Here is a 12,755-nt window from a genome sequence, read left to right as displayed (position 1 = left end):
ATTGATGCGTCCCGGTGCAGAGTCGGCCGTACCGGTGTCGGACGCGGACAACGAATTCGGAGGGTGATCATGTCCAGTGCCGAGATGACGGAGTTGCGCCGGGCCATCGGCCAGCTCAGGCAGTGTGTGGGCGGGCTAAGAGCCCGGTACGGCGAATCGCCCGCCGTGCGCCGGATCACCAATGACATCGACCGGCTCGACATCGACGCCGAGGAACTCGCGCAGGCGCCGCCCGTGCCTGCGCAGGCGTCCGGTCCCCGGCCCGACGTCGTGAAGATCCCCGACACCCCGTACGACCCGGCGCTGTGGAAGGGAGCCGACGACGAGGGCGTGGGTGGTTATCAACGTGACCAGCACTGACCACTCGAACAGGAGCGAGGCCACGAATCCCGGAGACGGAGCGGGTGACGTGCCAGTACGGACGCGCGCGGCGCTCACCCGACGAACCCTGCGCGCCGACCGGTGGTGGATTCCCCCGCTGTTCACCACGCTCGGTCTGACCGCGTTCGTCGTCTACGCGACCATTCGCTCGTTCATGCGCGAGGGATACTGGGACGCGGAACACCACTACCTGACGCCGTTCTACTCGCCGTGTCTGAGTGATTCCTGCGTGCCGGGGTCGAGCCACTTCGGCACACCGATCGGCGAGCTGCCCGGCTTCATCCCGCTGGCGTTTCTGTCGTTGCCGTTCCTGCTGGGGTTCCGGCTCACCTGCTACTACTACCGCAAGGCCTACTACCGATCGGTGTGGTTCGCGCCTCCCGCCTGCGCGGTGACCGAACCGCACGCCCGGTACACGGGTGAGACGCGGCTGCCCCTCGTCGTCCAGAACGTGCACCGGTACTTCTTCTACGTCGCCTTCGTCATCACGGTGATCAACACTTACGACGCCGTCGTGGCGTTCGGCGGCCAGCGGGGCTTCGGGATCGGACTCGGCAACATCATCCTGCTGGTCAACGTGTTCTTCCTCTGGTGCTACACGCTGTCGTGTCACTCCTGTCGGCACGTGACGGGCGGCAGGCTGAAGCACTTCTCGAAGAACCCGGTCCGCTACTGGATCTGGACGCAGGTCAGCAGGCTCAACGTCCGGCACATGCAGTTCGCCTGGATCACCCTGGGCACGCTCGTCCTCACCGACCTCTACGTGTGGCTGGTGTCGACGGACACGATCTCCGACCTGCGCTTGCTCAACTGAAAACTTCCGACGACAGCCGTGCGGGCGCCCCGGCGCGGTACGGCGGACAACCGAAGGTGGCCAACTTTCCATGACCGAGGTCGAACGGCACAGCTACGACGTTGTGGTGATCGGTGCCGGTGGTGCGGGCCTGCGGGCCGCGATCGAGGCGCGGCAGCGGGGACTCTCCGTCGCGGTGGTGTGCAAGTCGCTGTTCGGCAAGGCGCACACCGTCATGGCCGAGGGCGGGTGCGCGGCGTCGATGGGCAACGCCAACCCCAACGACGGCTGGCAGGTGCACTTCCGCGACACCATGCGCGGCGGGAAGTTCCTCAACAACTGGCGCATGGCGGAGCTGCACGCGAAGGAGGCTCCCGACCGCGTGTGGGAGCTGGAGACGTACGGCGCGCTGTTCGACCGCACCGGAGACGGGCGGATCAGTCAACGCAACTTCGGCGGCCACACCTATCCCCGGCTGGCGCACGTCGGTGACCGGACCGGGCTGGAACTGATCCGCACGATGCAGCAGAAGATCGTGTCGCTGCAGCAGCAGGACCACGCCACCTACGGTGACTACGAGGCCAGGCTCAAGGTGTTCGGCGAGTGCACCGTGACGGAGCTGCTCACCTCCGACGGTGCCATCGCCGGTGCGTTCGGCTACTGGCGCGAGTCGGGCCGTTTCGTGCTGTTCGAAACACCGGCCGTCGTGCTCGCCACCGGAGGTATCGGCAAGTCGTTCAAGGTCACGTCGAACTCCTGGGAGTACACCGGCGACGGGCACGCACTGGCGCTGCGGGCCGGGGCGACACTGATCAACATGGAGTTCGTCCAGTTCCATCCCACCGGGATGGTCTGGCCGCCCAGCGTGAAGGGCATCCTCGTCACGGAAGGGGTGCGCGGCGACGGCGGTGTGCTGCGCAACTCCGAGGGCGAGCGGTTCATGTTCAACTACGTCCCGGACGTCTTCAAGGGCCAGTACGCGGAGACCGAGGAGGAGGCCGACCGCTGGTACACCGACCCCGACAACAACCGGCGGACGCCTGACCTGCTGCCGCGGGACGAGGTGGCCCGGGCGATCAACACCGAGGTGAAGGAGGGGCGGGGTTCCCCTCACGGCGGTGTCTTCCTCGACATCGCCAGTCGCATGCCGGCCGAGGAGATCAAGCGGCGGCTGCCGTCGATGTACCACCAGTTCACCGAACTCGCGGACGTGGACATCACGGCGGAGCCGATGGAGGTCGGTCCCACCTGCCACTACGTGATGGGCGGCATCGAGGTCGACCCGGACACGGCGTCGTCGAGCGTGCCCGGGTTGTTCGCGGCGGGCGAGTGCTCCGGCGGGATGCACGGCTCCAACCGGCTCGGCGGCAACTCGCTGTCTGACCTCCTGGTGTTCGGCCGCCGGGCGGGGCTCGGTGCGGCCGACTACGTCGAGTCACTCACCGAACGCCCTCAGGCGTCCGAAGTGGACGTCGCGGTGGCCGCGCGGACCGCGCTGGCCCCGTTCGACCCGCCTCGTGACGGGCAGGAACCGGAGAACCCCTACACGCTGCAGTCCGAGCTGCAACAGTGCATGAACGATCTCGTGGGCATCATCCGCACGGCCGACGAGATGGAGAAGGCCCTGGAGAAGCTCGACGAGATCCGGGGCAGACTGCGGGGCGTCACGGTGGAAGGGCATCGCCAGTACAACCCCGGCTGGCACCTGGCCCTGGACCTGCGGAACATGCTGCTCGTCAGCGAGTGCGTGGCGCGCGCGGCACTGCGGCGCACCGAGAGCAGGGGCGGCCACACCCGCGACGACTATCCGCAGATGGACGCGCGGTGGCGCAACACGCTGCTCGTGTGCTCGGTCACCGGCGAGGAGGCTCCGATCCCGCACGTCGAGGTCACCAGCAAGGAACAGGAACCGATGCGGGCCGACCTGCTCGGTCTGTTCGAGCTGGCGGAGCTGGAGAAGTACTACACCGACGAGGAACTGGCCGACCATCCGGAAAGGACGGCCTGACATGGGTTACGAGGCGAAGTTGCGGGTCTGGCGCGGTGACGACGGAGCCGGGGAGTTGCGTGACTACACCGTCGAAGCCAACGAGGGCGAGGTGGTGCTCGACCTGATCCACCGGCTGCAGGCCACGCAGGCCCCCGACCTGGCCGTGCGGTGGAACTGCAAGGCGGGCAAGTGCGGGTCCTGCTCGGCCGAGGTCAACGGCAGACCGAGGCTGCTGTGCATGACGCGCCTGTCGGTGTTCCGCCCCGAGGATGTCATCACCGTGACCCCGATGCGGACGTTCCCGGTGGTGCGGGACCTCGTGACGGACGTGTCCTACAACTACACCAAGGCACGGGAGATCCCGGCTTTCGCCCCGCCACCGGAGCTGGAACCGGGCGAGTACCGCATGCAACAGGTCGACGTGGAGCGTTCGCAGGAGTTCCGCAAGTGCATCGAGTGCTTCCTGTGCCAGAACGTCTGCCACGTGATCCGCGACCACGAGGAGAACAAGCCCGCCTTCGCCGGGCCACGCTTCCTCATGCGTATCGCGGAGCTGGAGATGCATCCGCTCGACGTGGCCGACCGCAGGGACGCCGCCCAGGCCGAACACGGGCTCGGCTACTGCAACATCACCAAGTGCTGCACGGAAGTGTGCCCGGAGAACATCCACATCACCGACAACGCGCTGATCCCCATGAAGGAGCGCGTGGCAGACCGGCGCTACGACCCCGTGGTGTGGTTGGGCAACAAGCTGTTCCGCCGTAGCAGGGGCTGACACACGGCGAGGGCCGTCGTCACCGTTCCCAGGTGACGGCGGCCCTCGCCGGTCCCACGAGTCGGCGTGCCGGTCAGGCGGGCTTGCCGTCGGTGAGCACGCCTTCCTCGGTCTCGGCCGTGACGTCCACCGCCAGCGTCTTCTTGCTGCGCCGGTTGCGGGCTTCCAGCCACTTCGCCACACCGGTCAACGCCAGGCACATCAGGATGTACATGGCACCGACCACGATCGTGATCGGGATGAGCGGCCGGTCGAACTCGATGATGCCGCCGAGGTAGCGGGCGTAGCGCAGCAGCTCCTCGTAGGTGATGAGGAAGCCGAGTGCGGTGTCCTTGAGCAACACCACGAGCTGGCTGATGATGGCGGGCAGCATCGCGCGCAGGGCCTGCGGCAACAGCACCAGGCGCATCACCTGGGTCTTGCGCATGCCGATCGCGTACGCCGCCTCGCTCTGCCCCTTGGGCAGCGACAGGATTCCCGCGCGGAACACCTCGGCGAGCACCGAGCCGTTGTACAGCGTCAGGCCGAGCACCACCGAGTAGAACGGTGCGCCCAGCGCGAGCCCGTAGTGGAAGAAGAAGATCATCACCACGAGCGGCACGGCGCGGAAGAACTCCACGATCAGCGTCGCCGGAACGCGCAGGAACGCGTGGTCGGACAGCCTGGCCGCGGCGAAGACCGCGCCGAACGCGAGCGCCAGTACCGCCGCGGCCGCGAACGCGCGCAGCGTGTTGAGCAGCGCGTCGACGATCTCGAGCTGGATCTGCTCGTAGAGGATCCACTCCCAGATCTCGGCGTCGAACTGACCGGCTTCCGCGAACTTGTAGACGATGTATCCGATGATCGCCGCGACGGCGAGCACGCCGGCGACCGCGTAGCCGCGGTGCCGCACTCGCGCCTTCGGCCCCGGGACGTCGAACAGGACAGCGCTCATCGGGCCACGCTCCAGCGCTTCTCGAGGCTACGTTGCAGCAGGGTCAGCGGAGTGATCAGGATGACGAAGCCCAGCGCCACCCACAGCAGGCCGATCAGCACGCTGTACCCGCGTTCGGACAGGTAGTTCTGGATCGCTCCCGCCTCCACGACCGAGAACCCGGCCGCGATCGTGGTGTTCTTCAGCAACGCGATCATGGTGCTGACCATCGGCGGCACCACGGAGCGCGTCGCCTGCGGAAGGATGATCTGACCCAGTGTCTGGCCGAACGTGAGGCCGATGGCGCGGGCGGCCTCCGCCTGGCCGACGGGCACGGTGTTGATGCCCGAACGCACGACCTCGCACACGAACGCCGACGTGTACACGGTCAACGCCACGATGGCGGCCCAGAAGTACGACAGGTCGATGATGTCCAGCAGCGGGTAGGCGAAGACGAAGAAGAAGAACAGCAGCGTCAGCGGCGTGTTACGGAACAGCGTCACGTACGCGGCACCCGCGGCGCGCAGGATCGGGACCGGGCTCACCCGCAACATCGCCAGGATCGTGCCCAGCACCAACGAGCCGATCGCCGACAAGACGAACAGTTTGATGGTGTTGAGAAAACCCGGCCCGTACAGGTCCAGGTTGTCCAGCAGTACGTCCATGTTTCCCTCGGTGGTGCGGGGACAGATGGGGCTGCCGACATGGACGGCCCTCGGCGGCTCCGCCTTTCGGGCGGGTCACCACCGAGGGCCGGCGTCGGCGTCAGTAGCGGTCGACTTCCGGCATGTCGGCCTCGTTACCCGACTTGCCGAGCGTGGCGTCGTAGATCTTCTTCCACGTGCCGTCGTCCATCGCCTCTTCCAGGATGTCGTTCACCTTGTCCCGGAGGGCGTCGTCCTCCTTGGGCAGGCCGATGCCGTAGGGCTCCTCGGAGAAGGACTCACCGACGACCTTCAGGTTGTCGGGGTCCTGGGCGGCGTAGCCGAGCAGGATGGCGTCGTCGGTGGTGACAGCGTCGACCTGGCCGTTGAGCAGTTCGGACACACACTGCGAGTAGGTCTGGAGTTCGACGATGTTGCCGGACTCGGTCAGACCCTCGTCACGCACTCGCTGGATCGGGGTGGACCCGCTCACGGAGCAGACCTTCTTGCCCTTGAGGTCGTCCTTGCCGTTGATGTCGTTGTTGTCCTTGGCGACCAGCAGGCCCTGACCGGCGACGAAGTACGGACCCGCGAAGCTGATCTGCTGCTTGCGCTTGTCGTTGATCGTGTACGTGCCGACGTAGTAGTCGACGTCGCCGTTGATGATGGCCTGCTCACGACCGGCGGAGGGGACGGCCTTGTACTCGATGGACTTCGGGTCGAAGCCGAGCTTGGCCGATACGAGCCGGGCGATCTCGACGTCGAAGCCGCTGTACTCGCCCGTCGTCGGGTCCTTGTAGCCCAGGTTCGGCTGGTCCTCCTTGACACCGACGACGACGTGGCCGGCCTTCTTCATCTTGTCGAAGGTCGGGGAGCCCTCGACGGTGACGTCCTTGGCCACCTCGTAGCTCAGGGCGGCGGTGTTGCCACCGTCGCCGTTCGAGCCGCCGGCGTCGGACGGCGTTCCCTCCTTGCCGCATGCGGTGAGGGCGAGGCCCGCGGCCAGCAGTCCCACCGTCAGGGTGCGAATCTTCATGTGCACCTCTCCTGTTTTCCGGTTGAGGCGGCCGATGCCGCCACGACATGTGTCAGTGAGTGAGGATCTTGCCGAGGAAGTCCTTCGCCCGCTCGGACCTCGGCGCGGTGAAGAACTCGTCGGGTGTCGAGTCCTCGACGATCTCGCCGTCGGACATGAACACCACGCGGTGGGCGGCCCTGCGGGCGAACCCCATCTCGTGGGTGACCACGAGCATCGTCATGCCGGCGTCGGCGAGCTCGGTCATGGTGTCGAGCACCTCCTGGACCATCTCGGGGTCCAGCGCGGAGGTCGGCTCGTCGAACAGCATGACCTTGGGGCGCATCGCCAGTGCCCGCGCGATCGCGGCACGCTGCTGCTGACCACCGGAGAGCTGTGCGGGGTACTTCTGCGCCTGGTTCGCGATGCCGACCCGGTCGAGCAGCTCCAGTGCCGTCTTCCGCGCCTCCTCGGCGCCGACCTTGCGCACCCTCGTGGGGCCGAGTGTGACGTTTTCGAGAATCGTCTTGTGCGCGAACAGGTTGAACTGCTGGAAGACCATGCCCACATCCGCGCGGAGGGCGGCGAGCGCCTTGCCCTCCGCGGGCAGCGGCTTGCCGTCGATGTGGATCTCACCGGTGTCGATGGGTTCGAGCCGGTTGATGGCGCGGCACAGTGTCGACTTGCCGGAGCCCGACGGCCCAAGGATCACGACGACCTGGCCCTTGGGCACCTCGAAGTCGATGTCCTTGAGCACGTGCAGGTCGCCGAAATGCTTGTTCACCGCCGCCGCCTTGATCATCGGCGGTGCTGGCGTCGCGGTGCTCATCTGACCTCCATCACACGGCAAGCCGCGGGTCGCGGGTTGTCACGGGCAACACGTGGATTTAACACCTTTGGGGCAATCCGGCGTGCTCTTTGAATCAAAAAGCAACCTTAAGTGTTCACGGAGGCTACATGGGGCCGCCCCCGCGAGAGCGTTACAGAACCCTAACGAGACGGTGCCGTCCGGACGCGGTGAGGTGGCGAGATGCCGTTGACCTACCCTGGCAGACGTGACCCGCACCTACGCGATCCGCACCTTCGGGTGCCAGATGAACGTGCACGACTCGGAGCGCCTCGCCGGTCAGTTGGAGGACGCAGGCTACGCGCTCGCCACGGACGGTGAGGACCCCGACGTGGTCGTGTTGAACACCTGCGCGGTGCGCGAGAACGCCGACAACAAGCTCTACGGACACCTCGGTCACCTGCGCGCGGCCAAGACGTCGAAGCCGGGGATGCAGATCGCCGTCGGCGGGTGCCTCGCGCAGAAGGACCGCGGCGAGATCGTGAAGCGGGCGCCGTGGGTGGACGTCGTCTTCGGCACGCACAACATCTCGTCGCTGCCCGTCCTGCTGGAGCGCGCCCGGCACAACGCCGAGGCACAGGTGGAGATCCTGGAGTCGCTGGAGACCTTCCCGTCGACGCTGCCCGCGCGCCGGGAGTCCGCCTACTCCGGTTGGGTGTCGATCTCCGTCGGCTGCAACAACACGTGCACCTTCTGCATCGTTCCTTCGCTGCGCGGAAAGGAGCGCGATCGGCGTCCCGGCGAGATCCTCGCCGAGGTCGAGGCGCTCGTGGCCGAAGGCGTCCTCGAAGTGACGCTGCTCGGGCAGAACGTCAACTCCTACGGTGTCGAGTTCGGCGACCGGCACGCCTTCGGGAAGCTGCTACGGGCGTGCGGTTCCGTGGAGGGACTCGAACGCGTGCGCTTCACCTCACCGCACCCCGCGGCCTTCACCGACGACGTGATCGACGCGATGGCCGAGACCCCGAACGTCTGCCACCAGCTCCACATGCCGTTGCAGTCGGGTTCCGACCGCGTGTTGAAGGCGATGCGCCGCTCCTACCGCTCCACGCGCTTCCTCTCGATCCTGGACAGGGTGCGGGCGGCCATGCCGGACGCGGCCATCACCACCGACATCATCGTCGGCTTCCCGGGGGAGACGGAGGAGGACTTCGAGCAGACCCTCCAGGTCGTGCGGCAGGCCCGGTTCTCGAGCGCCTTCACGTTCCAGTACTCGCAGCGTCCCGGAACACCGGCGGCCGACATGCCCGGCCAGGTGCCGAAGGAGGTCGTGCAGGAGCGCTACGACCGGTTGGTCGAGCTCCAGAACGACATCGCGTGGCAGGAGAACAAGAAGCTGGTCGGCAACACCGTCGAGCTGCTCGTCGCCGCGGGAGAGGGCCGCAAGGACGCCGAGACCCACCGGATGAGCGGCCGTGCCCGCGACGGCAGGCTCGTGCACTTCACGCCCAGCGGCAGCGTCGTCGACCGGGAGATCCGGCCCGGTGACGTCGTGGAGACCACGATCACGTACGCGGCCCCGCACCACCTGGTCGCCGACGGCGACGTGCTGTCGCACCGACGCACGAAGGCGGGGGACAACGTGGAGGCCGGGCTGCGCCCGAAGACGAAGGGGGTCAGCCTCGGGCTGCCCTCGTTCGGCGCCGCGCCGAAGGCGTCCGTGGGTGCTGCCGCCGGCGCTGACGCGGGAGGGTGTTCGCTGTGAACGACGAGACCGGTTCGAAGCACCCGCAGCAACCGGAAGACCGTGGCGACCTCGACCAACTCGCCGCTGACGTCGACGCCACCCTCGGCAGGACCGTGCGGACGGTGGAGTTCGGGCGACGCGGTTTCACCATCGCGGTGTTCGTGTTCGCCCTGCTGGTCGGGTTCGTGCTGCCGTGGGTCGACGGCAGTCCCGGCTGGCAGGTGTTGCTCGGGGAGGCGGGCGCGATCCCGCAGTTGTTCGCCGCGACGTCCGGTTTCTTCGGCGTGCTCGTCTCGGCGATCACGTTGGCGACCCGCCGGTGGTGGCTGACGTGGGTGTGCGCGGTCGGCGGCTGGTTCGCGTTCGTCGACGGCATCCTCGCCGTGTGGTCACAGCAGTCTTCGGGTATCAGCGGCGTCGCGGGCGCGGGCCCGGGCATCGGGTTGGTGATCGCGTCGATCGCGATGGCGGTCCTGGCGTTCCAGTGGATGAAGCTCGCGTGGTCCCGGCACTGAGTGGTGGGGAGCGACGAGCTCCCCACCACCAGGGCTGATCCGCGTCAGCGGTTGGCGAGAGCCTCCTCCGCGGTGCGCAGCCACTCGCGCCACTGCGCGGCCTGCTCCTCGGCCCGCTTCGCGCGGCGCTCGTCGCCCGCGGCGCGTGCCTTCGAGGCCTGAGCCTCCAGTTGCTCGACCCGCTCCCGGAACTGCGCGGCCCGCGCCTCGGCCTCGGGGTCGGTGCGGCGCCAGCGGGCGTCCTCGGCCGACCGGATGCGGTCGGCGACGGCCTTCAGGCGTCCGTCGAGTTCGCGAATGCGCTCCCTCGGCACCTTCCCGATCTCGTCCCAGCTCTCCTGGATACGCCGGAACTGGGCCTTGGCGGCGTCCAGGTTGGCCGAAGGGTCGAGCTTCTCGGCCTCTGCCAGCAGTTCCTCCTTGCGTGCCGCGTTCTCCGCGAACTCCGCGTCGCGTTCCGAGAACGCCGCGGCCCGGCGGGAGAAGAACGCGTCCTGCGCAGCCCGGAACCGCTGCCACAGGGCGTCGTCGGCGTCCTTGGGCGCCCGGCCCGCGGCCTTCCACTCGGCCATGAGCTCCTTGTAGCGCCCCGCGGTCGGGCCCCAGTCGGTGGAGTCGGAAAGGCTTTCGGCCTCCTCGATCAGCTCTTCCTTGCGACGCTTCGCGGCGGCGCGCTGCTTGTCGAGTTCGGCGAAGTGGGAGCCCCGGCGCCTGCTGAACGACTCCCGGGCCTTGGAGAACCGCTTCCACAGCTCGTCGTCCGTCTTGCGGTCGACGCCCTTGATCGTCTTCCACTCCTCGAGGATGGCCTTGAGCCGGTCGCCCGCGGCCTTCCACTGGGTCGACGACGTGGCGATCTCCTCCGCCTCCTCCACGAGAGCCTGCTTGCGTGCCACCGCCTCGGCCCTCGCCTGCTCCCGTTCCCGGCGGCTGCGCTCGAGCGCCTTCTCCGCGTGTTCGACGACGTGGTCGAGCCGCGCGCGGAGAGCGTCGAGGTCGCCGACGACGGCCGCCTCGGCGAGACCGTCCCGCAGGTGCACGGCGCTGGACAGTGCCTGCTTCGGGTCGCCTGCCCCCGAGGCCAGCCTCGTCTCCAGCAGTTCCACCTCGGTCCGCAGGTCGTCGAACTTGCGGGCGTAGTGCATCAGCCCCTCGTCGGCCGAGCCGGCCTGCCACACGCCCACGGCACGTTCACCGTCGGCCGTGCGTACGTAGACGGTGCCATCGTCGGCGACACGTCCCCAGCGCGACGGGTGCGTCTCGGCGACCGGCACAGCGGGCGCCTGCGTGCCTCCGGAGGACTGGGGCACCTGGTGTGGCGTGGGGACGTCCGACGGCACCTCCGGGGTTTCGGGGGCGTTGCCGACGCCGCCGACGCCGGGGACGTCACTGCCGCGTGGGGTGTTCTGCTCGGCCATGGCCGGCTCCTTCTCGCTGTCCGGCCCGCGTGACTCGCGGGCGCCCCGCGGTGTGCGGGGCCGGGTGCTGCGTGTACGGGTCTGTAGGCCGCATTCAAACAGGTAATACCGCTGATGGGTACTCCATGCCTCGATAGATACCTCCCGGGACGCTGCCGGTAACCTCGGGACGCGTGATCTCGTGTGCCGTCGTGGTGCCCTCGCCGCCGCTGCTCGTGCCCGATCTCGTGCCCGGTCTGGTCGAGCGCAGCGCCGCCGTGCGGGACGCGACGGTGGCCGCCGCGCGGGCGCTGGCGCAGGTCAGCCGACGTTGGGTGGCCGTGGGCGTGGCGTCCGGGCGGCAGACCGTGGACGTCGACGCGTGCGGCAGCTTCCGTGGTTTCGGCGTGGACGTCCCGGTCTCGCTTTCCGGCTCCGGTCCCGCCACCGCACCGAGCCGGCTTCCCCTGCCCGCCCTGCTGGCGGGGTGGCTTCGGGAGCAGGCCGGTGCCGAGTCGGTGCGGGTGGAGCTGGTGGCCGAGGACACGGACGTCGCGGAGTGCGTGGCTCTCGGTGAGCGATTCGGTGGGGCGGACGAGGGTGGTCTGCTCGTACTCGGCGACGGGTCCACGCGCCACGACACGGCACCGCCCGGCTGGCCCGACGCCAGGGCGGAGGGGTTCGACACGGTGGTGCGCACGGCGCTGGCCGAGGCCGACTGCGAGGCACTGTTGTCGCTCGACCCGGCACTCGCGACCGAACTCCAGGCGGAGGGCCGGGCGGCATGGCAGGTCCTCGCGGGGTTCGCCCGGTCGTCCGGCGGCTGGCGCGGGGAACTGGTGTACTCGCAGGCTCCGTTCGGTGTGGCCTATCACGTCGCGAAGTGGATCCGGCGATGATCACCCCCGTCGCCGTCGTCGGGCCCACCGCCACCGGCAAGACCGCGCTCGGGGTCGAACTCGCGCTCGCACTGGGCGGTGAGGTCGTCAACGCCGACGCCATGCAGCTGTACCGCGGCATGGACATCGGTACGGCGAAGGCCACTCGACAGGAGCGCAAGGGTGTGCCCCACCACCTGCTCGACGTCCTCGACGTGACCGAGACCGCGTCGGTGGCCGCGTACCAGAAGCAGGCGCGCGCCACCATCGAGTCACTGCTCGCGGCGGGCCGGGTTCCGGTGATCGTCGGTGGGTCGGGCCTGTACGTCCAGGCGATCGTGGACGACCTGAGGTTCCCCGGAACGGATCCGGCCGTGCGGCGGAACCTGGAGGAGCAGGCGCGGGAGGAGGGGACGGCCGCGCTGCACCGCAGGCTCGCGATGCTCGACCCGAAGGCCGCCGTGACGATCCTGCCCAGCGACACGCGACGCGTCGTGCGCGCGCTGGAGGTCATCGCCCTCACCGGAGAGCCGTTCTCTGCGAACCTGCCCACCCCGGGGCCGCCGAGGTACGGGACCGTCCTGATCGGAATCGACCGGGAAGCGGACGAGCTCGACGAACGCGTGGAACTCCGGGTGGAGCACATGTTCGCCGCCGGGCTCGTGGACGAGGTGCGGCGGCTCGAACAGCGCGGGCTGCGGCGGGGGAGAACAGCGTCACGGGCCCTCGGGTACCGCCAGGTGCTCGACGCGCTCGCGGGCGACGGTGACCTCGACGCCGCCGCGCGGGACACGATCGTGGCCACGCGGCGGTTCGTGCGCAGGCAGCGGTCGTGGTTCCGGCGTGACGACCGCATCACCTGGCTGGACGGCGGGGCGGCGAACCTGGTCGACGCCGTGCTGGCCCACCTCGGCCAGTAG

13 protein-coding genes are annotated in these 12,755 nt (G+C 68.6%); 8 read left to right on the top strand and 5 right to left on the bottom strand.

Going from position 1 to position 12,755, the window contains the following annotated elements; all coding sequences use genetic code 11:
- Positions 1–69: 69 nt before the first annotated feature.
- The 4 genes from SACCYDRAFT_RS17840 (at position 70) to SACCYDRAFT_RS17825 (ending at position 3,939) form a co-directional block, all read left to right on the top strand.
- Positions 70–360, top strand: a complete 291-nt coding sequence (locus tag SACCYDRAFT_RS17840) for a hypothetical protein (RefSeq protein ID WP_005458303.1) — start codon at positions 70–72, stop codon at positions 358–360.
- On the top strand, positions 335–1,195 hold the full coding sequence (locus SACCYDRAFT_RS17835) for a hypothetical protein (RefSeq protein ID WP_005458302.1): 861 nt from the start codon (positions 335–337) through the stop codon (positions 1,193–1,195). The genes SACCYDRAFT_RS17840 and SACCYDRAFT_RS17835 overlap by 26 nt, the downstream gene beginning before the upstream one ends.
- A 70-nt stretch (positions 1,196–1,265) precedes the next feature.
- Positions 1,266–3,182 carry a fumarate reductase/succinate dehydrogenase flavoprotein subunit gene (locus tag SACCYDRAFT_RS17830; protein ID WP_005458301.1) on the top strand — a complete coding sequence of 639 codons (1,917 nt, stop codon included), beginning with the start codon at positions 1,266–1,268 and terminating at the stop codon, positions 3,180–3,182.
- A 1-nt stretch (position 3,183) separates the two neighbouring features.
- Complete coding sequence (locus SACCYDRAFT_RS17825; protein WP_005458300.1) at positions 3,184–3,939, top strand: succinate dehydrogenase/fumarate reductase iron-sulfur subunit; 756 nt, start codon at positions 3,184–3,186, stop codon at positions 3,937–3,939.
- 73 nt (positions 3,940–4,012) lie between these two features.
- Here SACCYDRAFT_RS17825 and SACCYDRAFT_RS17820 read toward each other — a convergent pair whose 3' ends face one another.
- The 4 genes from SACCYDRAFT_RS17820 to SACCYDRAFT_RS17805 all read right to left on the bottom strand — a co-directional run bounded on the left by SACCYDRAFT_RS17820 (position 4,013) and on the right by SACCYDRAFT_RS17805 (position 7,313).
- The gene (locus SACCYDRAFT_RS17820; RefSeq protein WP_005458299.1) at positions 4,013–4,873 is read right to left on the bottom strand and encodes an amino acid ABC transporter permease; all 861 of its coding nucleotides are present in this window, start codon (positions 4,871–4,873) and stop codon (positions 4,013–4,015) included.
- A complete protein-coding gene (locus SACCYDRAFT_RS17815; protein ID WP_005458298.1) occupies positions 4,870–5,517 on the bottom strand; it encodes an amino acid ABC transporter permease in 648 nt (215 codons plus the stop codon). Before SACCYDRAFT_RS17815 ends, SACCYDRAFT_RS17820 begins: the two co-directional genes overlap by 4 nt.
- A 100-nt stretch (positions 5,518–5,617) precedes the next feature.
- Positions 5,618–6,532, bottom strand: coding sequence for a glutamate ABC transporter substrate-binding protein (locus SACCYDRAFT_RS17810; RefSeq protein ID WP_005458297.1), 915 nt, complete (start codon positions 6,530–6,532; stop codon positions 5,618–5,620).
- A 52-nt stretch (positions 6,533–6,584) separates the two neighbouring features.
- Complete coding sequence (locus SACCYDRAFT_RS17805; protein WP_198285036.1) at positions 6,585–7,313, bottom strand: amino acid ABC transporter ATP-binding protein; 729 nt, start codon at positions 7,311–7,313, stop codon at positions 6,585–6,587.
- Positions 7,314–7,566: 253 nt separating this feature from the next.
- On the opposite strand from SACCYDRAFT_RS17805, the gene miaB reads away from it, so the two are divergent.
- Together miaB and SACCYDRAFT_RS17795 are read left to right on the top strand one after the other, a co-directional pair.
- Positions 7,567–9,063: a tRNA (N6-isopentenyl adenosine(37)-C2)-methylthiotransferase MiaB gene (gene miaB / locus SACCYDRAFT_RS17800; RefSeq protein WP_005458293.1), complete on the top strand. Its 1,497-nt coding sequence runs from the start codon at positions 7,567–7,569 to the stop codon at positions 9,061–9,063.
- Positions 9,060–9,560: an Rv2732c family membrane protein gene (locus SACCYDRAFT_RS17795; RefSeq protein ID WP_005458291.1), complete on the top strand. Its 501-nt coding sequence runs from the start codon at positions 9,060–9,062 to the stop codon at positions 9,558–9,560. The genes miaB and SACCYDRAFT_RS17795 overlap by 4 nt, the downstream gene beginning before the upstream one ends.
- 44 nt (positions 9,561–9,604) lie before the next feature.
- On the opposite strand, the gene SACCYDRAFT_RS17790 is transcribed toward SACCYDRAFT_RS17795, so the two are convergent.
- The gene (locus SACCYDRAFT_RS17790) at positions 9,605–10,978 is read right to left on the bottom strand and encodes a DUF349 domain-containing protein (protein ID WP_005458289.1); all 1,374 of its coding nucleotides are present in this window, start codon (positions 10,976–10,978) and stop codon (positions 9,605–9,607) included.
- A 173-nt stretch (positions 10,979–11,151) separates the two neighbouring features.
- Here SACCYDRAFT_RS17790 and SACCYDRAFT_RS17785 point away from each other — a divergent pair, with 173 nt between their 5' ends.
- A complete protein-coding gene (locus SACCYDRAFT_RS17785; protein WP_005458287.1) occupies positions 11,152–11,856 on the top strand; it encodes a class III extradiol ring-cleavage dioxygenase family protein in 705 nt (234 codons plus the stop codon).
- Entirely contained in the window at positions 11,853–12,755 is a 903-nt protein-coding gene (gene miaA / locus SACCYDRAFT_RS17780) for a tRNA (adenosine(37)-N6)-dimethylallyltransferase MiaA (protein ID WP_005458286.1), read from the top strand. Before SACCYDRAFT_RS17785 ends, miaA begins: the two co-directional genes overlap by 4 nt.

This window comes from Saccharomonospora cyanea NA-134 (assembly GCF_000244975.1).
Lineage (GTDB): Bacteria > Actinomycetota > Actinomycetes > Mycobacteriales > Pseudonocardiaceae > Saccharomonospora > Saccharomonospora cyanea.
Note: the sequence above shows the minus strand (reverse complement) of the source record. Positions and strands in the feature narration are given on the sequence as shown.

What these genes read in the sequence shown, in the direction of transcription:
- SACCYDRAFT_RS17820 (WP_005458299.1), bottom strand. Translation starts at nt 4,873, where the DNA reads ATGAGCGCTGTCCTGTTCGACGTCCCGGGGCCGAAGGCGCGAGTGCGG.
- miaA (WP_005458286.1), top strand. Translation starts at nt 11,853, where the DNA reads ATGATCACCCCCGTCGCCGTCGTCGGGCCCACCGCCACCGGCAAGACC.
- SACCYDRAFT_RS17790 (WP_005458289.1), bottom strand. Translation starts at nt 10,978, where the DNA reads ATGGCCGAGCAGAACACCCCACGCGGCAGTGACGTCCCCGGCGTCGGC.
- SACCYDRAFT_RS17805 (WP_198285036.1), bottom strand. Translation starts at nt 7,313, where the DNA reads ATGATCAAGGCGGCGGCGGTGAACAAGCATTTCGGCGACCTGCACGTG.
- SACCYDRAFT_RS17840 (WP_005458303.1), top strand. Translation starts at nt 70, where the DNA reads ATGTCCAGTGCCGAGATGACGGAGTTGCGCCGGGCCATCGGCCAGCTC.
- SACCYDRAFT_RS17825 (WP_005458300.1), top strand. Translation starts at nt 3,184, where the DNA reads ATGGGTTACGAGGCGAAGTTGCGGGTCTGGCGCGGTGACGACGGAGCC.
- SACCYDRAFT_RS17815 (WP_005458298.1), bottom strand. Translation starts at nt 5,517, where the DNA reads ATGGACGTACTGCTGGACAACCTGGACCTGTACGGGCCGGGTTTTCTC.
- SACCYDRAFT_RS17830 (WP_005458301.1), top strand. Translation starts at nt 1,266, where the DNA reads ATGACCGAGGTCGAACGGCACAGCTACGACGTTGTGGTGATCGGTGCC.
- SACCYDRAFT_RS17810 (WP_005458297.1), bottom strand. Translation starts at nt 6,532, where the DNA reads ATGAAGATTCGCACCCTGACGGTGGGACTGCTGGCCGCGGGCCTCGCC.